Annotated in this window: 24 protein-coding genes and 1 other RNA gene; 14 read left to right on the forward strand and 11 right to left on the reverse strand. The window is 67.0% G+C overall.

The genetic code is table 11. The features are described 5' to 3' along the window. Positions 1 to 50: 50 nt before the first annotated feature. Positions 51 to 4,514 (reverse strand): translocation/assembly module TamB domain-containing protein, encoded by a 4,464-nt coding sequence (locus G3N59_RS03480; RefSeq protein ID WP_205981476.1) that lies wholly within the window; start codon positions 4,512 to 4,514, stop codon positions 51 to 53. A gap of 112 nt (positions 4,515 to 4,626) precedes the next feature. Further along, positions 4,627 to 6,327 carry an autotransporter assembly complex family protein gene (locus tag G3N59_RS03485; protein ID WP_241023186.1) on the reverse strand — a complete coding sequence of 567 codons (1,701 nt, stop codon included), beginning with the start codon at positions 6,325 to 6,327 and terminating at the stop codon, positions 4,627 to 4,629. Positions 6,328 to 6,901: 574 nt separating this feature from the next. Between G3N59_RS03485 and G3N59_RS03490 the strand changes: the two genes are divergently transcribed. From G3N59_RS03490 to panD, 4 genes are all read left to right on the forward strand, one after another. Beyond that, the gene (locus G3N59_RS03490) at positions 6,902 to 7,087 is read left to right on the forward strand and encodes a DUF3460 family protein (protein ID WP_167062554.1); all 186 of its coding nucleotides are present in this window, start codon (positions 6,902 to 6,904) and stop codon (positions 7,085 to 7,087) included. Further along, positions 7,087 to 8,022, forward strand: a complete 936-nt coding sequence (locus G3N59_RS03495; protein WP_241023167.1) for a ScpA family protein — start codon at positions 7,087 to 7,089, stop codon at positions 8,020 to 8,022. Before G3N59_RS03490 ends, G3N59_RS03495 begins: the two co-directional genes overlap by 1 nt. Before the next feature lie 323 nt (positions 8,023 to 8,345). Beyond that, the gene (gene panC / locus G3N59_RS03500) at positions 8,346 to 9,188 is read left to right on the forward strand and encodes a pantoate--beta-alanine ligase (RefSeq protein WP_205981163.1); all 843 of its coding nucleotides are present in this window, start codon (positions 8,346 to 8,348) and stop codon (positions 9,186 to 9,188) included. Positions 9,189 to 9,279: 91 nt separating this feature from the next. Further along, a complete protein-coding gene (gene panD, locus G3N59_RS03505) occupies positions 9,280 to 9,666 on the forward strand; it encodes an aspartate 1-decarboxylase (protein ID WP_103701684.1) in 387 nt (128 codons plus the stop codon). Between the two features lie 61 nt (positions 9,667 to 9,727). Here the strand turns inward: panD and G3N59_RS03510 are convergent, their stop codons facing one another. After that, the gene (locus tag G3N59_RS03510) at positions 9,728 to 10,354 is read right to left on the reverse strand and encodes a ParA family protein (protein ID WP_205981164.1); all 627 of its coding nucleotides are present in this window, start codon (positions 10,352 to 10,354) and stop codon (positions 9,728 to 9,730) included. Between the two features lie 319 nt (positions 10,355 to 10,673). Between G3N59_RS03510 and G3N59_RS03515 the strand changes: the two genes are divergently transcribed. Then, positions 10,674 to 11,093, forward strand: a complete 420-nt coding sequence (locus G3N59_RS03515; RefSeq protein ID WP_205981165.1) for a PaaI family thioesterase — start codon at positions 10,674 to 10,676, stop codon at positions 11,091 to 11,093. A gap of 18 nt (positions 11,094 to 11,111) precedes the next feature. Here G3N59_RS03515 and G3N59_RS03520 read toward each other — a convergent pair whose 3' ends face one another. Continuing rightward, on the reverse strand, positions 11,112 to 12,620 hold the full coding sequence (locus G3N59_RS03520) for a cobyric acid synthase (RefSeq protein WP_205981166.1): 1,509 nt from the start codon (positions 12,618 to 12,620) through the stop codon (positions 11,112 to 11,114). 139 nt (positions 12,621 to 12,759) lie between these two features. Between G3N59_RS03520 and cobU the strand changes: the two genes are divergently transcribed. From cobU to G3N59_RS03540, 4 genes are read left to right on the forward strand one after another with little or no spacing between them, the layout of a single operon-like run. Beyond that, on the forward strand, positions 12,760 to 13,335 hold the full coding sequence (cobU, locus tag G3N59_RS03525; RefSeq protein WP_205981479.1) for a bifunctional adenosylcobinamide kinase/adenosylcobinamide-phosphate guanylyltransferase: 576 nt from the start codon (positions 12,760 to 12,762) through the stop codon (positions 13,333 to 13,335). Further along, positions 13,329 to 14,264 (forward strand): adenosylcobinamide-phosphate synthase CbiB, encoded by a 936-nt coding sequence (gene cbiB / locus G3N59_RS03530; protein WP_205981167.1) that lies wholly within the window; start codon positions 13,329 to 13,331, stop codon positions 14,262 to 14,264. The genes cobU and cbiB overlap by 7 nt, the downstream gene beginning before the upstream one ends. Beyond that, positions 14,257 to 15,282, forward strand: a complete 1,026-nt coding sequence (gene cobD / locus G3N59_RS03535; RefSeq protein WP_205981168.1) for a threonine-phosphate decarboxylase CobD — start codon at positions 14,257 to 14,259, stop codon at positions 15,280 to 15,282. Before cbiB ends, cobD begins: the two co-directional genes overlap by 8 nt. Next, positions 15,279 to 16,169, forward strand: a complete 891-nt coding sequence (locus G3N59_RS03540; RefSeq protein ID WP_205981169.1) for a cobalamin-binding protein — start codon at positions 15,279 to 15,281, stop codon at positions 16,167 to 16,169. Before cobD ends, G3N59_RS03540 begins: the two co-directional genes overlap by 4 nt. Positions 16,170 to 16,199: 30 nt before the next feature. Here the strand turns inward: G3N59_RS03540 and cobC are convergent, their stop codons facing one another. The 5 genes from cobC to G3N59_RS03565 form a co-directional block, all read right to left on the reverse strand. After that, entirely contained in the window at positions 16,200 to 16,811 is a 612-nt protein-coding gene (gene cobC, locus G3N59_RS03545; protein WP_205981170.1) for an alpha-ribazole phosphatase family protein, read from the reverse strand. Continuing rightward, positions 16,796 to 17,563 carry an adenosylcobinamide-GDP ribazoletransferase gene (locus tag G3N59_RS03550; protein ID WP_205981480.1) on the reverse strand — a complete coding sequence of 256 codons (768 nt, stop codon included), beginning with the start codon at positions 17,561 to 17,563 and terminating at the stop codon, positions 16,796 to 16,798. The genes cobC and G3N59_RS03550 overlap by 16 nt, the downstream gene beginning before the upstream one ends. Positions 17,564 to 17,589: 26 nt before the next feature. Then, positions 17,590 to 18,660, reverse strand: a complete 1,071-nt coding sequence (gene cobT, locus G3N59_RS03555; RefSeq protein WP_205981171.1) for a nicotinate-nucleotide--dimethylbenzimidazole phosphoribosyltransferase — start codon at positions 18,658 to 18,660, stop codon at positions 17,590 to 17,592. An 85-nt stretch (positions 18,661 to 18,745) separates the two neighbouring features. Then, complete coding sequence (locus tag G3N59_RS03560; RefSeq protein ID WP_205981172.1) at positions 18,746 to 19,558, reverse strand: ABC transporter ATP-binding protein; 813 nt, start codon at positions 19,556 to 19,558, stop codon at positions 18,746 to 18,748. Next, positions 19,555 to 20,556, reverse strand: a complete 1,002-nt coding sequence (locus G3N59_RS03565) for an iron ABC transporter permease (RefSeq protein ID WP_241023187.1) — start codon at positions 20,554 to 20,556, stop codon at positions 19,555 to 19,557. Before G3N59_RS03565 ends, G3N59_RS03560 begins: the two co-directional genes overlap by 4 nt. A 566-nt stretch (positions 20,557 to 21,122) precedes the next feature. On the opposite strand from G3N59_RS03565, the gene G3N59_RS03570 reads away from it, so the two are divergent. From G3N59_RS03570 to G3N59_RS03590, 5 genes are all read left to right on the forward strand, one after another. Then, positions 21,123 to 21,473, forward strand: coding sequence for an ATPase (locus tag G3N59_RS03570; protein WP_205981174.1), 351 nt, complete (start codon positions 21,123 to 21,125; stop codon positions 21,471 to 21,473). Next, entirely contained in the window at positions 21,470 to 21,784 is a 315-nt protein-coding gene (locus G3N59_RS03575; protein ID WP_205981175.1) for a cell division protein ZapA, read from the forward strand. The genes G3N59_RS03570 and G3N59_RS03575 overlap by 4 nt, the downstream gene beginning before the upstream one ends. A 123-nt stretch (positions 21,785 to 21,907) precedes the next feature. After that, positions 21,908 to 22,088, forward strand: a non-coding RNA gene (ssrS, locus tag G3N59_RS03580) — 6S RNA. An 83-nt stretch (positions 22,089 to 22,171) separates the two neighbouring features. Beyond that, positions 22,172 to 22,630, forward strand: a complete 459-nt coding sequence (locus G3N59_RS03585) for an EVE domain-containing protein (RefSeq protein WP_205981176.1) — start codon at positions 22,172 to 22,174, stop codon at positions 22,628 to 22,630. Positions 22,631 to 22,861: 231 nt separating this feature from the next. Then, positions 22,862 to 23,590, forward strand: a complete 729-nt coding sequence (locus G3N59_RS03590) for an SIMPL domain-containing protein (RefSeq protein WP_205981177.1) — start codon at positions 22,862 to 22,864, stop codon at positions 23,588 to 23,590. Positions 23,591 to 23,676: 86 nt separating this feature from the next. On the opposite strand, the gene lgt is transcribed toward G3N59_RS03590, so the two are convergent. Both lgt and G3N59_RS03600 read right to left on the reverse strand, forming a co-directional pair. Then, positions 23,677 to 24,588 (reverse strand): prolipoprotein diacylglyceryl transferase, encoded by a 912-nt coding sequence (gene lgt / locus G3N59_RS03595; RefSeq protein WP_205981178.1) that lies wholly within the window; start codon positions 24,586 to 24,588, stop codon positions 23,677 to 23,679. A 139-nt stretch (positions 24,589 to 24,727) separates the two neighbouring features. Beyond that, the gene (locus tag G3N59_RS03600) at positions 24,728 to 25,675 is read right to left on the reverse strand and encodes a LysR family transcriptional regulator (RefSeq protein ID WP_205981179.1); all 948 of its coding nucleotides are present in this window, start codon (positions 25,673 to 25,675) and stop codon (positions 24,728 to 24,730) included. Positions 25,676 to 25,823 lie beyond the last annotated feature (148 nt).

Here is a 25,823-nt window from a genome sequence, read left to right on the forward strand (position 1 = left end):
GTGTGCTTTTTTTTCGCCTGCGTTTTGCCTGCGTTCCGCCGCGCGCCGCGCTACCAGCGAATCCGGTCGAAGCGCCGCGTATATTGAATGTCCGCGCCGTAGAAGGTGCCGCCGTAAGCAGTCACCGACCAGTAGCGCGTCAGGTTCAACGTGGCCTTGATCGCGTTCGACGCCGATTGCAGCCCCTGCTCGTAGCCGAGCACGAGCCATTCGTTGATCGCCTTGGCGAGCATCACCACCTGCGGATCGGTCAGGCCCACTTCGCTGCGGCCGATCGAGAATTCGTCGAGCCCCACCTCCTGCGCAATGCGCTTGCCGCTCGCACTGCCGAGCAGCGCCAGCGCCGTCGTCATCGCGCTCTGCTGGCCGACGTTATTGCCCTGATCCGTGCCGTGACCGAACAGCAGCCACGAGAGCTTTTCGTTATCGGGCACGTTCGGTTCGGAGATCAGCTTGGCCACCGGCGCCTGCACCGTGCCGGTCACCTGCACGCCCGCTTCCACCTGCTGGTTGCGGCGCATCGCGAGGATATTGATGCCCGGGTTCGCCACCGGCCCGTTGAAGGTGAAGAAGCCGTTTTCGATGTTGAGCTTGCGGCCGAACGCCGTGTACGTTGAGCCCTCGGTTACGCGCACATTGCCCACCGCGCGCAGCGGCACATCGGGCGCGCTCATCGCCGTGATGGTGCCGGCCAGACCGAGATCGGCGCCCATGCCGTGGAAGCGGAAACTGCGGCCCAGATTGATGTCGATATTGGCGCGCGGCGCGAAACGCGGCGCGGGCTTGTCCGACGCTTCCTGCGCCTGCACGGCGGGCGGCGGCGTGCCGCCGCGCGTGGTGCCGTCCGGGCGCACGATCACGACGTCGTCGCCCAGTTCCGGCGCGGCCGACTCGGGCATGTCGAACAGCGCGCGATCGACGGTGAACTTGCCGTCGATCTGCATGCCGCCCAGATGCCCGCCATTCGCGATGCTCGCGCTGCCCGAGAGCGACAAATGGCGATCGGGCGCGGCGAACAGTTCGAGCTTGTCGGCGACGATGCTCGCGGTGAGATCGGGTTCGGCGTTATCGAGACGCACGCGCCCGGTCGCGCGCAGCGTGCCGTCGCCGCCGTGGAACTCGACCTGCTGGAAATCGACCAGATTCTTCGACAGCATCACGCGCACCACGCCGTCCTTCAACTGGATGCCCTGATCGACGAGCGTGGCCGAAAGCCCGTCGCCGATCAGCGAACCCGACACGTTCGGCTTCGCCACTGTGCCACCCAGCGCAAGCTGCAACGCGATATGACCGTCGAGCAGATAACTCGGCCCGAGCAGCCCGCCCGTGGTCTTGAGCGAAGGAATATTGGCCTTGATCGTGCCGCCGAGCGGCGCTTCGTCGCCGAGCGCGAGCATGCCGTCGCGCGGCGTGAGCGCCGTATTCGCGTCGATGTCGAGCACGCCCACGCGGCTCGCCTGCGCGTGCGCCGTGAGATTCAGATGATTGCCGCCGCTGAACGCCGCGCGCGCACTCAAGTCGCCGATACCGACCGAGGCGAGCCCCCGGCCGATTTCGGCGGTGATATCGCCCGAGCGGCGCTTGATCTGGATATAACCGCTTGCGCTCGGGCCGACCGAAAAGTCCCAGTCGCCGTCGAACACGAGATCGGTTTTCAGGCTCGATGGCTGGCCCGTGAGCTGCTGCTGGAACTGCATGATGCGCGCGAGCGACACGGTCGTGAGCGAACCCGCCGAGCGGATGCGGCCGTGATCGAGATCGAAGGCCTTGAGGTCGAGCGTCGCGCCCAAGGCGGTCAGACGTGTGGCGCCGAGCGTCACCTTGCCCGGCCCGGCGCTGATCGTGAGCGGCGCCTTCAGATCGATATCGGGCGCGCCGCGGTTCTGCAACTGCGTGACGGTGCCGTCCCAGCGCGTGCCTTCGCGCGTATCGGAGAGCTTGCCGTTGGCCGCGACCTGCACGTCGATCGGCTGGCCTTGCACCTTGCCCTTCGCGCTCGCAGTCAGTTGGTGTTTCGCGCGCGTGCCGGTGAGACGCGCGGTGAGCGTCGAGATTTCCGCGCCGCCGGCGGCGATGCCGCTCGCGTCCGCGCTGAAGGCGAGTGCGCCGTTCGCGCCGTCGTGCAGATCGGCGTGGCCTTCGGCGTGACCGAGGCGGTTATCGCCGAACGCGACGTGATCGGCCTTGTAGTCGAGCGACACGTCGGGATGCGCGAAGGTGCCGGTCAGATCGCCGTTCGCCGCCACCTGCCCCGCCACGCCGAAACCCAGATGGTCGAGTTGCGGCGCATCGATCTTGAAGCGCAGACGATCGCCGCGCGCACCGAAACTGCCTTGCAGGTCGACGGTATTGCCGGCCACCGATAGATTCGCGCGGCTGGGCAGGATGCGCGTGCCGGCCAGCTGGATCAGCCCTTGCCCGGTGAGCGGCAGATTGTCGTAGACGCTCGGGCCGAGCTTGAATTCGGCCTTGGTGGTGAGTTCGGGCGCGAGCGTGCCGCTGGCGGTGAGCGTGCCGGTGATGCGCGCTTCGATACGGCGCGCGGGCGTTGTTGCGGGCGTCTTTGCGGGTGCTTTTGCGGCGGGTTTGCGCGCGGGCTTTGCTGCCGCCTGTGTTGCAGGTTGCGATGCGGACGGCTGCGTCTGCACCGTGTTGCGCGCGACGTTCTGCGCGGCGGCCTGCTCGCTCGATTGCGCCGGATTCAGCGCGGGATTCGCGGCAGGATTCAGCGCCAGGCTGCGCTTGGGATCGAGCGCGTTCTTTTCGGCGTTGCGCTGCGCTTCGGTGCGCGCGCCAGGCTGCTGCGCGGGGCTCGGCGGCGTATGTTCCGGGCCTTTGCCCGGCGCCTGCGACAGCAGCGAGAGCGGATCGAAATCGGTCAGCGAAGCCTTGAGCGTGTAGCTGGAATGCGCGTCGTGCTTGAGCGCGCCCGACAGGTCGATGCGACCCGTGCCCGAACTCACGCGCACGTCGTTGAACGAGATGCGCGCCGGGTCCAGCGTCACCTTGCCCTGCGCGCGCAGCGCGGCCTTCGGATCGGCGAGATCGAGCGTGAGGCTCTGCACATCGTCGGCCAGACGCACGGTGATCGGGCCAGCCAGTTGCGTGGGGCGCACGCTCGCCTGGATCGCGTTGAGATCGAGATTCGCCACCTTGAGATCGAAGCGGCCATTGCGCCCGCTGATCGCGCCGCCGCCCGTTACCGTCGCGTTCTTCACGAGCCGCACGTTGAGGTTCGAGAGCCGTTGCGTGTGGGCGTCGAGCACGACATCGGTGCGCGCGTCGATCAGCGGCAGCAGTTGCGCGTCGATCGCGCCGGGCTTCGCGTTGACGATCGACACGCTGCCCGCGACCGTGAAGCCTGCGGCATTGGGATTGTCGTGCGCCGTTGATGACGACGGTGCGCTGGCCGCGCGCGCGGCGGATGCACCCGGCGCGAGTTGATCCGCGCGAGCGCCGGCGGAAGCGCCACGCGCCTTCGCCGCCGATGCTGCCGAAACCACCGATGCCGCCGACGCCGCCGAAACACGCGGCTCCGCCACGAACGGCTTGACGCCTTGTTGCGCAGGCTGCAGATCCGCCCGCACCGCGAGATCGGCGAATGGCGCGCCCGGCGAAAACGCCTGCGGATTGACGTGATCGAACGCCAGCGTCGCGCGCTTGAGCGGCACGGCCGCGAACGGCGCGGCCTCCAGATGTGCGCGGCCGGTGAGCTTCATGCCGCTCGCCGTCACATCCGCGCCCAGCGCTTCGAGCGAACCGCCGAGGTTCGCGTTCACCTGCACGTCCTCGTTATTGACCTTGCCCGCGTAACCGAGCGTGCCGGCGAGCGCGAACGGCTGCACGCCGTCGAGCTTCGCTTCGGCGCTGACCGCGCCAAACGGCGTATCGAGCTGCTCGACGGCGGCTTCGTGATGGCGGCCATCGCTGCTGCCATGGAAGGCGAAATGCGAGAACTCGGTGGCGCTCGCGCCCTGATGCAGCGTGAGCTTCGCCACCTGCACATCGCGGATATCGAGCGCCATCGGCAGGCGCAAATCCTTGGGCAGCGACATCGGCGTAGTCGACGTTTCGCCCGACGGCACGATACGCAGATCGATATCGCCGATGTGCAGATAGCTCAGCACGAAGCGCCACGGGCGATTCTTGTTGATCTCCAGCTTCCATTCGCCGCTGGCGCGATCGACGGTGGCGGTCGTGCCGTCGGCGCCATGCCAACTGACGTTGCGCAGCCGCACGCCCGTGGCGAGCGTGCCGCCGTCGAGCGTGCCCGCCAGTTGCCCGCCCAGCACCTTGACCGCTGCGCGCCAGGCCCATGCGGTGCCGCGCTCGGTCGTGAGCGCGCCGTAAAGCGCGCCCGCCAGCAGCGCGACGATCAGCAGCAGCACCACGAACAGCCACGCGAAACCCTTCAGCAGCTTGCGGCCGCGCCGCTTCGGCGCGGGCGGTTGCGCGTCGGGCGCGGCGCCGTTTTCGGCAGGCGCGTCGGACGCCGCGCCTTCGCCCGGCGGCATTGCGAACAGCGTCGCCGCCCACACGCACCGGCGCAGCCCTTCACGCGCGCTCATGCCGCCTCCCTGACAGTGAGCGCCCGCATGCAGCGTGGGAAAGTGGCGTAGGTCGTCATCAGAAAGCGATTCCCAGCGTCAGATAGGGCCGCACTCTGCGTTCGCGAAAGCCATAGGCCAGATCGAGGTTGACCGGGCCGACAGGGCTGCGCCAGCGCGCGCCCAGGCCCGCGCCCGGATAGAAGACTTTTTCGCCCCAGGTATCGGTGGCGGTGCCCACATCGAAGAAGGCCGCGCCGCCCCAATCGTGGCTGAACCAGTGCTGATATTCCGCCGATCCCGTCACCAGGTACTTGGCCGGCAGGATCGAGCCATCGACATCGTTACCGATGCTCTGGAAACCGTAGCCGCGCACCGAGTTCGAACCGCCTGCGCGGAACAGCAGCGAAGCGGGCACGTCGGACGAACTGCTCGACGTGAACACGCCGCCCAGTTCCGCGCGGAACAGCACGATGTCGCTATGGCCGATCGGCAGATATTGCTGGCCGCGCATATAGCCGCGCACGAAGGTGGCGTCGGACGCCGCGCCCTTCACGGCGAAGCCCGCTTCCACGCGAATCAGGTTGCCCGAGCGCGGGAACAGTTGATCGTCCACGTTACGGCGCGTCCACGACCACGACGGCACCAGCGCGCGGCTCGTGGTCGGCCCGGCGGCGTTCTGCGTGAGCCGGTCCTGGTAGTAGAGCAGCGAGTACGCGTAGTCGATGTTCTGCGAGGTGCGCGTGCGCTGCACGCCCATGCGCAGGCTGTAGATGTTGGTGTCGGAGACGTCCGTGGTCGTGTAGGACACGAGCGCGCTATTGGTCCATGCGCGCGGCCCCGGCGGCATCGAAAGCTGGATCTGCCCGTACTGCTGGATCTGATCGAGACGCCCGGAGACCTGGAACGGCCACGCCGCGCCGAAGGTATCGAGATACGTGTACGAGCCCTGCACGTGCGCGCCGGTATCGGTCGAATAGCCCACGCCGCCGCGGAAGTTGTTGTACGGATACTCGCTGACCTTCACGTGCACCGGCGTTTGCAGCGGCTTCTGCGGGTTATCGTCGACGTCGATCGCCACGCTCGCGTAGTACGGCGTGTTCTGGACCTGGCGCTGCAGTTCGGTGACGCGGTTGACGTCGTAGATCTCGTCCGGCGAAAGCGGGTTCACATTGGAGACGATATTTTCCGGGTAGCGTCGCGGCCCGGAAATGTCGACCTGCCCCATCGTGAAAGTCGGGCCGCTGTCGAAGGTCACGGAGAGTTTCGCGTCGTGCCGCTGCGGATCGACGCGCGCCTCCGAATGCGAGATCTTCGCGGCCAGATAGCGGCGCGATTGCAGCGCACGCAGCGCGGCGTTCTTGGCGCCGTCCCAGTCGGATTGCGTGAAGGCGTCGCCCTCGTGCAGCGAGAACGCGAAGCGCGTGGCGTTTTCCTGCGCGTGATCTTCGGTGAGCACGGGGCCGGTGAAGTTCAGACTGACCGAGGAAATCTTCGTGCGCGGGCCCGGATCGACCATCACGCGCACGATGCGGCGGCCGTTTTCGTCGGTATGGACGTCGGTGCGCACGACCGGCGTGAAATAGCCGTCGGTCGAGGCCAGATCGCGCACCTGCTGCGGCGTGGCCGTGACGAGGAATTCGAACTGGTCGTCGCTGACGTCTTCGCGTTTGGCGAAGCGCGCGATATCCAGATGCGCCTCGAGCAGTTTGCGCAGATCGCGCGGCGTGGCCTGAATATCGACGTCGTAGTAGGTTTTGGCGTGCGACCAGGGCAGCAGGTCGGTGAGCGCGGCGCAGGCAGGCGTCGCGCCGATCAGGCTCGCGCCCAGTCCGGCGACAAGCCACACAGACAGCCTGGCCGCCAGCCTGGCGCCGGCGTGCACCGAAACGAAGGCGGAAATACCGGCGAGCAGGCGCGCGGCGTGGCCCGGCGGCGTCGCGAGGACATCGCGCCGGCAACGCTCGGGGCACGGCCGTGCGCGTGATGCTTCAATCACCCTTCCCGCCAAACAGGACCTCCGGCTGTTGTTTTCCGATGCGCGCGCCGCCCTGGCCGCGCTCCGCTTGCGGGCCGCACGGGCGCAAACGCGTTATTTCACCACAACAGCGCGTGAAAACCCCAGGATGCGGCGCAAACGTGTGCAACTCATTGCAACAGCGCACAACCGCCCTATGCGCGGCAAGTCGCGGATGTGGCCCCGCGCAAGGCCGTCGCGCCGGTTCGACGCATCGCCCGGGCGGATGTTCCGCTCGCATCGCTTGCTGTAAAATTGCGGCCAATCCGGAACACCGGAATCATCGGCGGCCGCCAGACACTGACAGGAAGGCCGCCTCACTCGACGGACGTCAGCCATGTATCAGTCGGACATCACCCAGTTTCTGAACCAGCTCAAAGAGCAAAAGCCGCAACTCGAAGAGCAGCAGCGCAAGGGCCGCTCGCTCCTGTGGGACAAGCAGCCGATCGACCTCGACGAGCGCGAGCGCCAGCAGGCTTCGCGCGTCAAGCAGACGTCCTACGTCTACTACCAGAACTTCTGATGGCCGAAGCCGACGGCGCCGAACGGCCTGACATGGCCAGCCTGCCCGTAGACGGGTCCACGGGAGCCTCGCCTCCCGCGCCCGTGCATGCGGATGCCAGCGCCAGCGAAGCGCTGGCCGCCCCCGCCACGGATTCGACGCCCGACACGGTCGACGGCGTTGCGTTCGCGCGCCTGTACGGCGAGCCGCTCTTCAAGCTTCCGCAAGATCTCTACATTCCGCCCGACGCGCTCGAGGTGTTTCTCGAAACGTTCGAAGGTCCGCTCGATCTGTTGCTGTACCTGATCCGCAAGCAGAACTTCAACGTGCTCGACATTCCGATGGCGGATGTGACCACGCAGTACCTCGGCTACGTCGAACAACTGCGCAAGACCAATCTCGAACTCGCCGCCGAATATCTGCTGATGGCGGCCATGCTGATCGAGATCAAGTCGCGCATGCTGCTGCCGGTCAAGAAGGCCGACACCGGCGAAGAGGCCGAAGACCCGCGCGCCGAACTCGTACGCCGCCTGCTCGAATACGAGCAGATGAAGCTGGCCGCGCAGCGTCTGGACAAGCTGCCGCAACTGGGCCGCGACTTCCTGCGCGCCGAGGTCTATATCGAGCAGAGCATCACGCCGCGCTTTCCCGATGTGGACAGCAACGACCTGCGCGCCGCGTGGGCCGACGTCATCAAGCGCGCGAAGCTGGTGCAGCACCACAAGATTTCGCGCGAGGAACTGTCGGTGCGCGAGCATATGAGCGTGATCCTGCGCAAGCTGCAGGGCGCGCGCTTCATGGAGTTTTCCGAGCTGTTCGATACGACGCGCGGCGTGCCCGTGGTCGTGGTCAACTTCATCGCCATGCTCGAACTCGCGCGCGAATCGCTGCTCGAAATCACCCAGGCCGAGCCGTTCGCGCCGATCTACGTGCGCCTCGCCTACCTGCCGGTCTGACGCCTGGCGCGGCGGCTTAAGACAGGCGCCCCAGCACCATTTCCGGCGCCCGAGCGCCATCCTGCCGTCATCCCGCCGTCACGCCGCCGTCACACTGAACGTCACGCGAAAGTCATGTGAAAGCCGCGCGCGGCATCCCGCCCCATCACGCCGAGCCAGGATAATCCCGTATCCGAAGCGGCTGCGCAGCACGCTCAAATCCTCTACAATCGCCCGCGCCTGCCCCTGACCGGGCCCGGGCACGCCATCCGGCCGGCCGCCCTGCGGGCCCGCCGTGTGCTGCAACCCCGTCTTGCCCCGCGCGAGGCATAACGCATCCGATCATGAAAGTCATCAGCTCGATTCAGGAACTGCGCGACCAGTTGCGCGGCCAAAACCGCACCGCGTTCGTTCCGACCATGGGCAATCTGCACGAAGGTCACCTCTCGCTGATGCGCCTCGCGCGCCAGCACGGCGACCCGGTCGTCGCGAGCATCTTCGTCAACCGTCTGCAGTTCGGCCCGAACGAGGATTTCGACAAGTATCCGCGCACGCTCGAAGCCGATATCGAGAAGCTGCAGAAGGAAAACGTCTACGTGCTGTTCGCGCCGACCGAGCGTGACCTCTACCCGCAGCCGCAGGAATACCGCGTGCGCCCGCCGCACGATCTGGGCGATATCCTCGAAGGCGAGTTCCGTCCGGGCTTCTTCGAAGGCGTCTGCACGGTCGTCATGAAGCTGATGTCGTGCGTGCAGCCGCGCGTGGCCGTGTTCGGCAAAAAGGATTACCAGCAGCTGATGATCGTGCGCGCGATGTGCCAGCAGTTCGCGCTGCCGACCGAAGTGATCGCCGCCGAAACCGTGCGCGACCAGGACGGCCTCGCGCTGAGCTCGCGCAACCGTTATCTGTCGGATGCCGAACGCGCCGAAGCGCCGCAACTGGCAGTCGCGCTGCAGGCGATCCGCGCCGCGGTGCTGGCCGGCCGCCGCGACTTCCCGCAACTCGAACTCGAAGCCATGGCGGCGCTCGCCGCGCGCGGCTGGAAGCCCGATTACATCGCCATCCGCAAGCGCTCGAACCTGCTGCCGCCGACGCCCGGCGTCGCAGCCGATGCAGAAGCGCCGCTCGTGGTGGTGGCCGCCGCCAAGCTCGGCGCCACGCGCCTGATCGACAATCTCGAGATCTGAGCGCGGTTTCCGGACCGCTCCCGCTCAAGCTCACGCCTTTACCGAATCTGTTGCGACGGGCCGCGCGCCCGTCCGCCCGAGGAGACATTCCATGCAACGCAACATGCTCAAGTCGAAGATCCATCGCGTGGCCGTCACGCACTGCGAGCTGCACTACGAAGGCTCGTGCGCGATCGACGAAAACCTGCTCGAAGCGGCGAATATCGTCGAAAACGAGCGCATCGACATCTGGAACATCAATAACGGCGAGCGTTTCTCGACCTACGCAATCAAGGGCGAGCGCGGCAGCGGCATGATTTCGCTGAACGGTTCGGCGGCGCGCCGCGCGCAACTGGGCGATCTGGTGATCATCGCCGCCTTCGCGAACGTCGATGAAGCCGAACTCAAGGCCGGCTGGAAGCCCGACCTCGTGTTCGTCGACGAAAACAACCGCATCAAGGGCAGCCGCGACCACGTGCCGACCCAGAACTGGACCTGAGCGTTCCAGTCGTCAAAACGGGAGCCCGATGGCTCCCGTTTTTCATTGCTCGCGTGGCGGCTTATTTCGCATTCACCCACGTGAGAATCGACTGCCACTGGTCGATGTCCTTCTCCACGCGGCTTTTCGCGACATCCCAGATCGTGAGCCCGTGCGCCGCCATCTGCACGTAATTCTGCGTATCGCGCAGATAACCGAGCACGGGCAGATCCAGCCCTTCCACGAAACGCTGCAACTGCTCGGCCGAACGCGTGCGCGCGTCCACCCGCATGCCGACCACGCCCACCTGGATCGCGCCCTTGCGCACCGCTTTTTCCTTCGCCAGCCGGTCGAGGAAGTCCTTGGTGGCGAGGATGTCGAACATCGACGGCTGCAGCGGCACGATCACCTTGTCCGCCAGTTCGACGATCGTGTTCAGGCGGTTGCCGTGCAGGCCCGCCGGCGTGTCGATCACGGCATGCTCCAGCCCCTTGGGCGGCTTGGCCGGATGGTCCAGGTCGATCTGCCAGCTTTCGATGGCCGGCAGCGAGGCCGGGCGCAGGTCGAGCCAGGCGTGCGCCGACTGTTGCCGGTCGAGGTCGGCGAGCGCGACCCACTCGCCTTGCGCCGCGAAATAGCCGGCCAGATTGGTGGACAGCGTGCTCTTGCCGACGCCGCCCTTGGGGTTCGCCACCACGATCACCGTCATGAATGCTCCCGTCAGGATGGCTGGCGCGAGGCCAGCCGGTTTGCCGATTCTGTCTTTCCGTATGCATCTCGCGCGCTGTGGCCGCTGCGGCCGCGCGCTGTTGTTGCGTATTGTGGTGTGCCCGGGGACGCAGCCTGAAGACGCGCCCCAGCGACCCATGCCGCCTGCGAAACCGGCCGATGCCGATCACGCAACCGTCCGATAATATCGGCAAATGCTGCGGGGTCGAAGCCCCCAAAAGGCTAACCCGGCGCCACCCCAGGCGCCAAGGCAGCGCGAAAAACCCTATTCAGCCCCATCCAACGGAGACTTTCGCCTCATGAGCACGCTGCGCACCGACGTCACCCTCGACTCCCTGCACGAACGCCAGCGCGGCCGCCTGCCCGAACTGATCGGCTTTCGCGCCGTTTCGATCGAACAGGGCATCCTGCGCGCGGAACTCGATATCCGCAGCGAACTGCTCGCGCCCAACGGCTTTCTGCACGCGGCCACGGTGATCTGTCTCGCCGATACGGCCTGCGGTTACGGCTGCTTCGCCCATCTGCCAGCCACGGCGAAGAATTTCACGACCATCGAGCTCAAGAGCAACTTCCTCGGCACCGCGCGCGAAGGGCGTCTGAGCGTCGTCGCGACGGGCGTGCATCTGGGCCGCAGCACGCAGATCTGGGACGCCACCGTGACCGGCCCGGACGGCAAAACCACCGCCCTGTTCCGCTGCACGCAGATGGTGCTCTACTGAAGCGACCTTAACGACGCCTCAGCCCATCGCCGCATACAGGCGCGGCAAGTCGAGGCTGGCCGCGAGCGTATCGGCCAGCCGTTCGAGCGACGCTTCGCGCAGCGCCGGATAGTCCACCTGCTGCGCCGTCGCGAGCCCCGCCCAGCGCAGCAGCGCGGCGCATGCCTCGGGCGTGTCGAACAGCCCGTGCACGTAGGTCGCGAGAATCTGTCCATCGGCCGATTGCGCGCCGTCCGCGAGCATTGCGTCCGCTTCGCCGTCCCGCGCCATCGCGCGCAGCGCGGGCACATCCAGCGCCGGGCCGCGCGTCACGCCCATATGGATTTCGTAGCCGCGCACCGGGGCCGCGCCGTCCAGCGCAAGCGTCGCCGACACGTTCTTGAGCGTCTTCTCGCGCGTGAGTTCCGTTTCGTAGTCGAGCCAGCCGAAGCCTTCCACCGCGCCCGGCTCGCCTTCCACGCCATGCGGATCGGCGATCGCGCGGCCCAGCATCTGCATGCCGCCGCAAATACCGATCACGCGGCCGCCATAGCGCAGATGCCGCTCCAGCGCCTTGTCCCAGCCCTGCGCGCGCAGCCACGCGAGATCGTCGCGCACGTTTTTCGAGCCCGGCAGGATCACCAGATCGGCGGGCGGCGGCGCGTTGCCCGCGCGCACATAGCTGAATTCGACCTGCGGATGCACGCGCAGCGCGTCGAAATCCGTGTGATTGCTGATGTGCGGCAGCGCCGGCACGACCACGCGCAGCGCTTCGCCGCCCGCCTGGGCGTGGGTGTGCGCGGCGCCCGGCAGCATGTCCTCGGCGTCGAGCGTCAGACCGTGCAGATACGGCACCACGCCCAGCACCGGCTTGCCGGTCTGCGCCTCCAGCCAGTCGAGGCCGGGCTTGAGCAGCGTCGGATCACCGCGAAAGCGGTTGATGATGAAGCCCTTCACGCGCGCGCGCTCGCTTTCCGACAGACACGCGAGCGTGCCGATCAGATGCGCGAACACGCCGCCGCGGTCGATATCGGCGACCAGCACGACCGGGCAATCGACGGTCTCGGCAAAGCCCATATTGGCGATGTCGTTGGCGCGCAGATTGATCTCGGCGGGACTGCCCGCGCCTTCCACGAACACGGTGTCGTAGCCCGCGCGCAGCCGCCCGTACGATTCGAGCACCGCTTCGCGCGCGAGCGGCTTGTAGCTCTGGTAGGCGCGCGCGTTCAGATTCATGCGCGCCTTGCCGTGGATGATGACCTGCGAACCCAGATCGCTATTGGGCTTGAGCAGCACGGGGTTGAGGTCGGTATGCGCCTCGATGCCCGCGGCGATGGCCTGCAGCGCCTGGGCGCGGCCGATCTCGCCGCCATCGGCCGTCACCGCGCTGTTCAGCGCCATGTTCTGCGGCTTGAACGGCGCCACGCGCACGCCCGCGCGCCGCGCGAGGCGGCACAGACCGGCCACCAGCGTGCTTTTGCCGGCATCGGACGTGGTGCCCTGGATCATGAGCGTGCCGCGCGGCACGGAGGAATCGGAAGCAGACATGTTGGCGTAGTGCGTCGTTCAGGCGAACGCGCATTATCCCATCGCCCGTACGCGCACTACGGCTGCGCCCTGCAGCGCGCGGGGCTTCTTCTGACGTGGCGGCCACGAACTCGTGCAGTCCAGCCGCTACAATCACGCGATGATTTCGCGCGATCTCACCTTTATCGTCGGCGGCGCGCGCTCGGGTAAGAGCGCCTACGCCGAACGCCTCGCCGCCGACAGCGGCCTGCCCGTCACCTATCTCGCCACCGCGGCCGTGCCCGCGGGCGCGCATGCCGATGCCGAATTCGCCGGCCGCATCGGCCATCATCGGGCGCGGCGGCCCGCGCACTGGGGGCTCGTCGAAGAGTCGCTCGATCTGGCTGGCGCGCTGGACGCCACTGCCGCGCCTGGCCGCTGCGTGCTGATCGACTGCCTGACGCTCTGGCTCGCCAGCCTGCTCTGCCCGCCCGACTCCGAAAGCCCGCGCCCGGACTGGCGCGAGCGCATCGATGCCTTTGCCGCCGCCTGCGAGCGCGCACGCGGCACGGTGCTGGTGGTGAGCAACGAAATCGGCATGGGCGTCGTGCCGATGGGCGCGGCGACGCGTCTTTATGTCGATGAACTCGGTCGTTTGAACCAGCGCATCGCCGCGATTGCCGATCGTGCGACGCTCGTCGCCGCCGGCCTGCCGCTCGTGCTGAAAGCGCCAAACCCGGCGAGCGCCTCATGCTGAGCCTGCCCGTTACCGCCGCGCTCGCCGTGGCGGGCGTCGCCGTCGACCGCTGGCTCGGCGAGCCGCGCCGCGCCCATCCGCTGATCGCCTTCGGCACGCTGGCCTCGCGCATCGAAAAACGTCTGAACACGGGACGGCGCGGCCGTCCGCTCGGCCTGCTGGCGTGGCTGCTGGCGGTCGCGCCGCCGGTCGCCATCGCCGCCATGTTCTGCGCCGCGCTGCCCGGGCCGCTCGCCTGGGCGCTGCACGTCGCGCTGCTGTGGTTCGCGCTGGGCGCGCGCAGTCTCGAAGAACATATCGCGCCGATTGCCCAGGCGCTCGCCGAACGCGATCTCGCCGCGGCGCGTTCGCTGACCGCGCGCATCGTCTCGCGCGACACCGCCAACGCCGACGCCACCGCGCTCTCGCGCGCGGCCTGCGAATCGGCGCTCGAAAACGGCAACGATGCGATCTTCGGCGCGCTGTTCTGGTTCGCGATTGCGGGCGGGCCAGGCGCGCTGGCGTTTCGCCTCGCCAATACGCTCGACGCGATGTGGGGCTACCGCACGCCGCGTTTCCTGCGCTTCGGCTGGGCGGCCGCGCGCATCGACGATGTGCTCAACTGGATTCCCGCGCGCCTCACGGCCACGAGTTACGCGCTGCTCGGCGATACGCGCGTGGCGCTGCGCTGCTGGCGCGAGCAGGCGCGCCGCTGGGAAAGCCCGAACGCCGGGCCGGTGATGGCCGCGGGCGCGGGCAGCCTGAACGTGCTGCTGGGCGGCGCGGCGGTTTATCACGGCGCGGTGGAGGAACGTCCGCCGCTCGGCGCGGGTTCGCCGCCGCGCGCGCAAGACGTGGAAGCCGCGCTGCGTCTGGTCGAACGCACGACGATCCTGTGGCTCGCCGCGCTCATCGCGATGGCTTTTGTGAGCGTAGCCACGCATGTCTGACGCTCCCCGCATGGTCGCGCACGGCGGCAATCTGCACGAAGCCGCGCAACGTTTCGGCATTCCCTGGGAGACGTGGATCGATCTGTCGACCGGCATCAATCCGCACGGCTATCCGGTGCCGCCCGTCCCGGCTTCGGCATGGCGGCGTCTGCCCGAGGACGGCGACGGCTTCGCGGCCTGCGCCGCACGCTATTACGGCGCGCCGGATGCGCAGCACGTCCTGCCCGTGGCTGGCAGCCAGGCGGCGATCCGCGCCCTGCCCGCGCTCCTGCCGCCCGCGCGCGTGGCCATCGCGCCGCTCACCTACGGCGAGTACGCGCCCGCCTTCGCGCAGGCCGGTCATACGGCCGTGCCGTTCGACATCGACGCGGCGCTTTTGCCCGCTGACGTGACGCACGCCGTCGTCGTCAATCCGAACAACCCGACCGCCACGCTCGTCGGCCGCGACACGCTGCTGCGCTGGCACGCGCAATTGGCGGCGCGCGGCGGCACGCTGATCGTCGACGAAGCGTTCGCCGATGCCTTCGCGCCCGCGCGCGCCGCATCGCTGGCGAATGACGTCGATCGCGCGGGGCTTGTCGTGTTGCGCTCGCCGGGCAAGTTTTTCGGCCTCGCGGGCGCGCGCTGCGGCTTCGCGCTCGCGCAGCCTGCGCTGCTGGCGGGCTTGCGCGCACGGCTGGGCGCGTGGACCGTGAGCGGGCCTGCGCGCCACGCCGTCACGCACGCGTTTGAAGACACCGGCTGGCAAACCGCGATGCGCGCGCAACTGGCCGCCGAAGGCGCGCGTCTCGCCGCGTTGCTGAAAGCACACGGCTTCACGCCGCACGCCACGCCGCTCTACAGCTGGATTGCCGACGCGCGCGCCGCGCAGTGGCAGGAAGCGCTCGCCGCACGCGCGGTCTGGACGCGCCGCTTCGACACACCCGCGAGCCTGCGCTTCGGCTTGCCGGCATCGGAAGACGAATGGCAGCGCTTCGAAATCGCGCTTGCGCAGGCCGCAAAGGAACTCGGCCGATGATGCGCCGCCAGCTTGCCGTTTGCGCCGCTGCGTTCTCGCTCAACCTCGCGCATGCAGCGCCCGTGAGCGCCATCGACGATGAAGGCACGACCGTCACGCTCGCCGCGCCCGCCCAGCGCGTCGTCAGCCTCGCGCCGCATGTCACCGAACTGGTCTACGCGGCGGGCGGCGGCGCGAAACTGGTGGGCGCCGTGAGCTACAGCGATTACCCGCCGCAGGCGCAAAGCGTGCCACGCGTGGGCGACAATCGCGCGCTCGACCTCGAACGCATCGCGGCGCTCAAACCCGATCTGATCGTCGTCTGGCGTCACGGCAACGCGCAGCAGCAGCTCGACCGTCTGCGCGAACTGCACATACCGCTGTTCTTCAGCGAGCCGCATCATCTCGACGATGTCGCGACATCGCTCACGCGCCTGGGCACACTGTTCGGCACCGAAAAAACCGCGCAGGACGCCGCCAGCGCGTATCGCGGCAAGATCGCGCAATTGCGCGCGAGCTACGCGCAGCGCGCACCCGTGAGCGTGTTTTACGAAGTCTGGGATCGTCCGTTGATGACGATGAACGGCGAATCGATGATCTCGGATGTGATCGCCTTATGCGGCGGGCGCAATGTATTCGCCGCGCTGCGCCCGCTCGTGCCGACGCTGTCGACCGAAGCCGTGCTCGCCGCGAACCCCGACGCGATCGTCACCGCGTCGCAAGGCGCCACCGCGCCGGACCAGCCGCTGCCCGCGCTGCAAAGCTGGCGTGCGTGGCCGCAGTTGAAGGCGGTCGCGCGCGGCAACCTCTACGCCATCGACGGCGATCTGCTCACGCGTCCCGGTCCGCGCATCGCGCAAGGCGCGCAGCAACTCTGCGAAGACCTGCAACGCGCCCGTCCGAAATAATCTGCAATCCCGATTAATTGCCGATTTGATTCAGGCGTTCCAGCGCGCCAGCATCCATTCGCCGCTCGCGGATTCCCGCTTCAACACCACGATCGCCGCCATCTCCAGCGGCCAGCGCACGCAACGCTCCAGCGGCGCACCCAGCGCGCGTGCCGCAATCGTGCGGATCACACCCGCATGCGCGACCGCCCAAATCGTTGCGCGCGCATCGTGTTGATCCGCGTCGAGCGATGCGAACCACGCCGATACACGCGCATCGAATTGCGCCACGCTCTCGCCGCCATGATCGCGCGCATGCAGAAAATTGGCGGCCCACGCGTCGATCTGCGAGCGCTCGATGCCGTCCCAGCGCTGCCGTTCCCACGCGCCGAAATCCATCTCGGCGAGACGCGCGTCGTCGTGCGGCACGAGCGCGCCGTGCTCGTCGGCGAGTTGATGGGCAAGCTCGCGCGCCACGCTCGCGCAGCGCGTGAGCGGACTCGTTTCGATACCCGCGGGCGCACGCACGCCCAGCGCATTCAGGCGCGCCAGGATCGAGGCCGCGCCGCTGGCGGCATCGGCGGCGAGCGGCACATCGGAACTTCCGTAGCAGATGCCCGGCTCGACCGCCACGGCCGGATGGCGAATCAGAACGAGATCCATGCGAGCCCCGTCAGATAGATGGCGATTTCGAAAATCTGCTGCGCGAAGCCGAGGCAATCGCCCGTATAACCGCCGATGCGCCGCACGAAGTAACGCGCCAACGCGAAGCGCAGCGCGCCGAGCACGGCGAGCGTCGCCACGCCCGCGCGCCAGTCCGGCCAGGCGGGCCAGACAAGCCAGGGCAAGCCAATCACCGCCGCGAACGCAAGCGCGAGCACGCCCAAGCGCTGCGCAACCGGCTTGGCTTTGCCTTCGGGCCGGACGTAGTCGAGCGACGCCAGATAGCTGATCGCGAACACGCGGCTCGCGGCGTGACCGGCGATCATCAAGGTCGCCGCACGCAGCGGCGGCAGCGACGCGAGCGTTTGCCACTTCAGCGCCAGCGCCACCACCAGCCCGATCGCGCCAAACGCGCCGATGCGCGAATCGTGCATGATGCGCAGCACGTCTTCCTTCCTGTACGCGCCGCCAAAGGCATCGAGGCAATCGGCGAGACCGTCTTCGTGAAACGCGCCCGTCACCAGCAAGGTCGCGGCCATCGACAGCAGCACCGCCACGCCCGCCGGAAAAACACGCAGCGCGCCCAGATAAACCAGCGCCGCCAGCGCGCCGATCAACAAACCCACCAGCGGAAAATACCGCGCCGCCGCGTTCAGCCAGGCCGGCTCGAAACCGACCCAGCGCGGCACCGGCACACGCGTGAAATAGCCAAGCGCCGTGAAGAAATAGCGCACCTCCATGAGCGGATTCATGGCGCGGGCCGGTTTATCGATGTCGCTCAATGCCCACGCTCGCTGCGATCGTCGACGCCTGCCGACTCGAAGCTCGCCATCTCGTTGAGGAACGCCACGGCCGCGCGCAACAGCGGCACCGCCAGCGCCGCGCCCGTGCCTTCGCCCAGACGCAGATCGAGCGAGAGCAGTTCGCGCGCGCCGAAATGATCGAGCATGCGCCGATGCCCCGCTTCGTTCGACGCATGCGCGAACACGCAGTAATCGCGCACGTGCGGCGAAAGCGCATCGGCGACCACGAGCGCCGACGACGCGATAAAGCCATCGACGAGAATCGCCATGCGCTGACGCGCCGCTTCGAGGTACGCGCCCGCCATCATCGCGATTTCGAAGCCGCCGAAGGTGGCCAGCACGTCGAGCGGTTCGCGCACGTTCGCGTGATGCGCGAGCGCCGCCGCCAGCACGTTGCGCTTTTTCGCGAGGCCCGCGTTGTCGAGACCCGTGCCGCGCCCGACGCATTCGTCGATCGGCACGTTGCACAGACGGCTCATCAAACAGGCCGCCGACGAGGTATTCGCGATGCCCATCTCGCCGAAGCCGATCACGTTCGTGCCGAGCGACGCGTGATGGCGCACGCGCGCCGCGCCCGCTGCGAGCGCGGCGATGGCCTGCTCGCGCGTCATCGCCGCTTCGGTGGCGAAGTTGCGTGTGCCTTGCGCGATTGGCACGGCAATCAGCTTCGCGGTATCGACGGGCGGCAGCGGCGTGGCCACGCCGGCATCGACGATTTCGAGTTCGATGCCGCCTACGCCGCTGAACGCGTTGATCGCCGCGCCGCCCGCAAGGAAGTTCGCGACCATCTGCGCGGTGACGGCCTGCGGATACGGGCTCACGCCTTCGTGCGCGATACCGTGATCGCCCGCGAACACGATCATCGCCGGACGCGTGATGCGCGGGCTGGTCGTGCGCTGGATCATGCCGAGCTGGCGCGCGAGCGCTTCGAGACGGCCGAGACTGCCGGGCGGTTTGGTCTTGGTATCGATGAGATGTTGCAGCGTGTCGCGCAGCGAGGTGTCGAGCGGTTCGACGGCGATCAGATCGGAAAGCGTGGTGGTCATGGCGTTCTTTGCTTACTGTGTTTTCGATGCGTTTTCTGTGTGTGTTCTATGTGTGTTCTATGTGTGTTGCTTGCGCGAAGGCGTTCTAGCTGTCGTGCGTGTCATCCGTTTGTGCGAGCGCCGGCACGAGCGCTTCGTGCGGGCCGTCGCGAATCAGCGCGAGCGGATGACCGAACGCTTCGCTCGCGCGCGCTGCCGTGAGCACGTCGCGCACCGGGCCCGCGTGACAGCCGCCGCGGCCATCGAGCAGCAAGGCGTGCGTGGCGTAGCGGCGCGCGAGATTGAGATCGTGACACGACAGCAGCACGGTACGCGCTGCGTCGCGCACCCATCGGCGTAAAGCTTCGAGGCAAGCGATCTGGTGATGCAGATCGAGGTGCGCGAGCGGTTCGTCGAGCAGCAGCAGCGGCGCCTGCTGACACAGCGCCGCCGCCAGCGCCACGCGCTGACGCTCGCCGCCCGACAGCGAGAGCACATCGCGCGCGGCGAAGTCTTCGAGATCCAGTTGCGCAAGCGCCGTGTGCGCGGCGATGCGATCGTCTTCGCTTTCCCAGCCCCAGCCCGCGAGATGCGGATAGCGGTTGAGCAGCACGATATCGAGCACGCTTGCGCTGAAGGCATCGCGCACGTCTTGCGGCATCAGCGCGCGGCGTTGCGCGAGATGCGTGGGCTTCCAGTCGCGCAGCGCGATGCCATCGACTTCGACATGGCCCGCAGCAGGCGCGCGCAAACCGGCGAGCGTGGCGATCAAGGTGGTTTTGCCCGCGCCGTTCGCGCCCGCGATGCACCAGATTTCGCCTGCGTTGAAGGGCTGCGTGAGTTGATCGACGAGCGTGCGGGCGCCGACGCGCAACGTCAGCGCGCGCGTGGCGAGCAAGGGATTCGCGTGCGTGCTCATGACCCGCGCCTGCGCAGCAGCATCCACAAAAACACCGGCACGCCCGCGAGCGCGGTCACGACGCCGACGGGCAATTGCGTCGGCGCGGCCACGGTGCGCGCGGCGAGATCGGCGGCCATCACCGCGAGGCCGCCCGCGAGCGCGGCTGCGGGCACAAGCATGCGCTGATCGTTACCGAACGCGAGCCGCACCATATGCGGCACGACCAGCCCGACGAAGCCGATGGTGCCGCCCGTCGTCACCGCTGTGGCGGCGGCAAGCGAAGCCGCGAGATACACACCCACGCGCAGACGCAGCACCGGCACGCCCAGCGCCTGCGCCGCGGCGTCGCCGCGCAGCAGCACGTTCAAACGCGGCGCAACGCTCACGCCGAACACCAGCACGACGGCGAGCGCGAGCCACGCGGGCCACGCCGCGCCTATGCCGTCGAGGTCTCCCGTGAGCCAGAACAGCATGCCGCGCAAACGCGCATCGGGCGCGAGCGTCAGCAACAGCGTGATCAGCGCGCCCCACCCCGCCGCCGTCACCGCGCCCGTGAGCAGCAGACGCGGCGAGCTGTCCTGCGGTTCGCCGCGCCAGAGTTCGCGGCGCGCGAGACCCAGCACGAGCAGGATCGAGACAAACGCGCCCGCACAGGCGCTCGCCTGCACGGCCCACCAGGCGAGGCCGCCGATCATCGCCATCAGCGCGAATGCGGCCGCGCCGCCCGATACGCCCAGCACATACGGTTCGGCGAGCGGATTGCGCAAGAGCACCTGTAATAGCGCGCCGGCGAGCGCGAGCAAAGCTCCGCATGCGAAGCCGCCGAGCGCACGCGGCAGGCGCAGTGTGCGCACGATGTCGCTCGCCATGTCGTGGATTCCCGCGTTGGGCCAGAGCGCATGCAGCGCCTGCCCGAATGTGACCGGCACGCTGCCGATCACGAGCGACGCGAAAAACACCGCACACGCTGCGAGCGCCAGCGCAAACCAGATCGACACGGCGCTGCGCGCGTGCATCGCCGGGCGCACCGAAGCGCGCGTCGACACGCCGGGCGTCGCTACGCCGGGCGTCGGGCGTGGCGTCGGCGGCGCTTGCGCGTGGCGCGGTTCGTCGGGGCTTACGGTTCGCATCGTTGAAAGTGAAATCCGGCAGGTCGCAAAACAGGGGCTGCAAAACAGGTGCCGCTATTGTCCTTTTTTTTCGATGGAGAGACGAAAAGACCGCAAAACATGGGGACAAACGCGCTTGCGTCGTTTCGCTGCGTCGTTCTCTGTCTCGTTGCGCGGCACCATCTTTGCCCCTGTTTTCGTGTCGCCTGCGTGACCCGGCCCGGTGGACGCGCGCGCCTGCAGGAGCGCGCGATCGCGAGCGTCAACACCGCGTCATTATTGCGCTGCACGCGCTGGCCAGCGCGTAAAAACGTCTCTTTAAAACGCCTCGAAGCACGTCGGGCGAGTCAGCATTACCGGGCCGAAACTGCAAGATACTGGCAAGAAGTAGGGTTGTTACGTCTGGAAACGTCGCGGATGTCGGAATACGCGGCAATCCGCGCTAGAATGCCTGTCTTTAGAGGACGCAGCACATGCTCAACGAACTCGAAACACTCTCACAAAACATCGGGCGGCTGATCGAGATCAATCAGCGCCATCATGAAGCACGCGTGGCGCTCGAAGAGCAACTCGCACAATTGCACGCGCAATGCGAAGCGACGCGCGCCGAACTCGAACAGGTGCGTGAAGAACGCAACGCGCTGCAGGCCGAGCGCGATGGTCTCTCCGCCAAGATCGACGACGCGCAGGTTCGCCTCAACGCGATCCTCGAAAAGCTGCCGCGCGCTCGCGGCGGTGCAGACCGCGAGAACCAGCTCGATCTGCTCGAACCGCAGCAGGACGCCGCCGACGACAACGCCGCTCGCCACGGAGAAAATGCATGACGACCAAACAGATCGAAGCGACGATTCTCGGCCAGAGCTATCGCCTCGCCTGCTCGGCGGAAACCGAGGCGGCGCTGCTCGAAGCGGTCGCGCGCGTGGATGCGGAAATGTCGAAGATCCGCAATCACAGCACGGTGCGCGGTCAGGACCGTATCGCCGTCATGGCGGCGCTTTCGCTCGCCTCGGAACTGCTGCGTCTGCAGACCAGCGTGCGTCATGGGGAAGCATTCCCAGCCGAAGAAATCCGTCGTACAATGCGCCAAATGAACGATCAGCTTGGTGCAGTGATCCAGCAATACGGCGTACAGTAAGCACGAAACACGCACGGTGGTCGAAATGCAGAATTCGATACACAGTGCTTAAAAGCTGCTGAAGAGTGCGTTAGAATGCAGTTCATCGGAGCGTACACAATACGTTTCGAAACAGGTTTATCAGCTTCCCTGCCTGGTTCGCCAAGGTCATATATTCCTTGAACCAATGCCATGTGCACGGTTGCGGAAATTTGTAGCACGGGCGTGCGCGTCACTCGTCTGATGTACCCGAAGTGCTGCTAACTGCGACCAATTCTGAACCCTCGGTTCAGGATGCCGGCCTAGCGGCTAAGGCGGGGACCTATTCGAACGGCATCGGACATGTGTCCGGTGCCGTTTTTCATTGGTCCCCACTCTCCTCTCTCTTCCGACGTTCTTCTTCGACTCATGCGCTACTGGCTGATGAAGTCCGAACCCGACGAAGCAAGCATCGACGATCTCGCCAAGGCCCCGCAGCACACGCTGCCGTGGACGGGCGTGCGCAACTATCAGGCGCGCAACTTCATGCGCGACACCATGCAGATCGGCGACGGCGTGCTCTTTTATCATTCGAGTTGCCCGGAGCCTGGCATCGCGGGTCTCGCGCAAGTGTCGTCCACGCCTTACCCGGACCCCACGCAGTTCGATCCGAAAAGCCCTTACTACGACGCGAAATCGACGCAGGAAAACCCGCGCTGGATGCTCGTCGATGTGGTGTTCAAGAAGAAGTCGGCATTGATTGCGCTCGCCACGCTGCGCGAGCATGACGAACTCGCCGACATGCGCGTGCTCGCCAAAGGCAATCGGCTTTCGATTACGCCGGTCACCAAAAGCGAGTGGGACTTCATCACGAAGCGCCTGATGTAAAGCTTCAGGCGCACAGGCGCGGCAATCTGCAAAGATTGCAAAACGCCCTGCCCGCAGCGGGAACCGCGCCCGCTACCCAACGCTCCAAGAACACGCACGGCCGCGCACAGCACAGACACGCAGCCGACACACCGCCGCGAACTTGCGCACAATCATGCGCTCGCGCGGCGCACATTCGTGTCGATGCCGAAGTGCCGGCCGCTCGCGATATCCGTTCTGCAAGGAGCCAAAATGAAGAGAACAACCGCCGTCACGCTCGCTGCCGCTTTCGCCGCTGCTGTCCCGCTGGCCATGACGCTCGCACCGCGCGCCGCGTATGCGCAAAGCGATGCGCGCTATCAACCTTCGGGCGTGCTCTCGCTGTCCTCGCAGGCGAGCGCCGAGGTGCCGCAGGACGTCGTCACCATCACGCTGTTCTACGAACAGGAAGCGAATGATCCGGCCACGCTCACCAGCACGCTCAATCAACGTGCCGATACGGCCTTGCAAAAGGCCAAGGGCGTCGCGGGCGTGACCGCGCGTTCGGGCCAGTTCTCGATCTATCCGTCGACCGATCGCGACGGCCGCATTTCCGCCTGGCGCGGACGCACGGAAGTCGTGCTCGAATCGCATGATTTCGCGGCGGCGTCGAAACTCGCGGGCGATATCTCGTCGGTGATGCAGGTGGGCAACGTGCAGTTCTCGCTCTCGCCGGAAGCGCAACGTGCCGCCGAACAGAAACTCTCGACCCAGGCGATCGCATCGTTCCGCGACCAGGCATCGGCGGCGGCGCGCGCATTCGGCTACAGCAGCTATTCGATTCGCGACGTGAACGTGGGCCACAACGGCGTCGCGCCGCGTCCGATGATGATGATGAGCGCACGCGCCGCCAGCGCCGACGCGAAGATGGCGCCCATGCCGCTCGAAGGCGGCACATCGACCGTGACGGTGAACGTGTCGGGTTCGGTGCAGATGAAGTAAAGCGTACGCACCATAGAAAAAGCCACGGCAAAAACCGTGGCTTTTTTATTGGCCGCGTGCGGCGCAAGCGAATTAACGAACGCGCATTAACTCTTCGCACCCACCGCTTGCGAAGCCGGGTTGCGCTTCGCGCGGCGATACGCCCAGATCATCAGCAGCACGCCTACGATGATCATCGGCAGCGAGAGCCATTGGCCCATCGACAGACCGAGTGCGAGCAGACCGAGGAAGTCGTCGGGTTCACGCGCGAATTCCACCGTGAAACGCGCGAGACCATAGCCGATCAGGAACAGCGCCGAGATCGCGCCAACCGGACGCGGCTTGCGCGAGAACAGGATCAGCACGATGAAGAGCGCGATGCCTTCGAGCGCGATTTCATAGAGTTCGGACGGATGGCGCGGCAGCAGGTGATACTGCATGAACACTTCGTTCAAATGCCACTTCGCGGCCAGCGCCGGATGCGTTTGCAGCCACGCGGCGTCGTCGTTGGCCGCGCCCGGGAACAGCATCGCCCACGGCGAATCGGGCGAAGTCACACGGCCCCACAACTCGCCGTTGATGAAGTTGCCCAGACGCCCGGCGGCCAGACCCGTCGGCACCATCGGCGCGACGAAATCGGTGACCTGCAGCCACGTGCGCCCGCGTTGCCACGCGAACAGCACCATCGCGAAAGTCACGCCGAGAAAGCCGCCGTGGAACGACATGCCGCCTTCCCAGACCTTGAAGATGTCGAGCGGATGCGCGAAATACCAGCTTGCCTTGTAGAACAGCACATAGCCCAGACGGCCGCCGAGGATGGTGCCGAGCACGCCGTAGAACAGCATGTCGTCGATGTCTTTTGCGGTCCAGCCTTGCGCGGCCACGAAGGGCAGACGCAGGCGCAGGCGGCCGATCACGATCGCGAGAATGAAGCCGACGAGATACATCAGGCCGTACCAGCGCACGGCGAGCGGCCCCAGATGGATGGCGACAGGGTCGAAATTCGGGTGAATGAGCATCGTGGAAAGCGTTCTTGTCGGCGGTGAGCTGTGTAAGCGGATTGCAGGATGCGCCGCGGTTCGCGACGCCGAAGGCAGACATTATCGCCGACGCGAGGGGGCGCGAACCATTTTGCACATCTCGGGCGCAGCGCGAAGTTTAAGGGCCGGATATGAAACCCGCATGCGCGCGCACGATCTCGATAAAGGCCGCCAGCACCGGGCTCACTTCCGCCGCGCGCCACACGAGGCCGGTTTCGATCGTCGGTACGGTTTCGGCCAGCGGCCGGTAGACCACGCCCGTGCGCCGCAAATGGCGCAGCGATTGCGGCACGAGCGCCACGCCCATGCCCGCCGAAACGAGGCTCACGATCGTCTGCATCTGGATCGCCTCCTGCCCGACGCGCGGCGCGAGACCGGCCGCGCCGTAACAATCCATGATGGTGTCGTAGAAGCCCGGCGCGAGATGGCGCGGGAACACCACGAGCGGCGCCTCGGCGAGCTCGCGCAGACTCACGGGCGTGTCGCACCAGCCATCGTCCGTGGCACTGCCGGTGCGCGCCGCCAGCGCTGTGGGCATGGCGATCACCAGCGGCTCGCGCGCCACGCTCAGATACGTCAGATGCGCGGCATGGCGCGGCGGCACGGGCGCGATCACGAGCCCCGCGTCGATGCGGCCGGCCACGAGTTCCTCGACCTGCACGTCGCTCGTGGCCTCGGTCAGTTGCAGGCGCACGCGCGGATAGCGCGCGCCGAACTCGCGCAGCAGCGCGGGCAGCAAGCCGTAATCGGCGGTCGATACGAAGGCCAGCGCGAGCACGCCCGCCTCGCCGCGCGCGAGACTCTGCGCGAGCGGGCGCAGCGCTTCGGCGGCGGCCAGCAGACGGCGCACCTCGGGCAGCAGATCGGCGCCCACGGCGGTCAGTTCGACCGAGCGGCGCGTGCGGGCGAACAGATCGACGCCCAGCGTCTCCTCCAGCGCGCGGATCGCCTGCGAGAGCGGCGGCTGTGTCATCGACAGGCGCGCGGCGGCGCGGCCGAAGTGCTGCTCCTCGGCCACGGCGACGAAGTAGCGCAACTGGCGCAGGTCGGGAATCGATGTACTCATAGCGCTATTGATACTTTTTACGACTCAATAAGCGACGAATAATATATTGGACATTGCGCTCGCGACACACCATTCTGTTTTGCACGAGTCGTGCGCATCGGCCAGGTCGCCCAGGTCGCCAACGACACGTCTGCGCCCGGCTCACAAA

Source organism: Paraburkholderia sp. Ac-20340 (assembly GCF_017104965.1).
Lineage (GTDB): Bacteria > Pseudomonadota > Gammaproteobacteria > Burkholderiales > Burkholderiaceae > Paraburkholderia.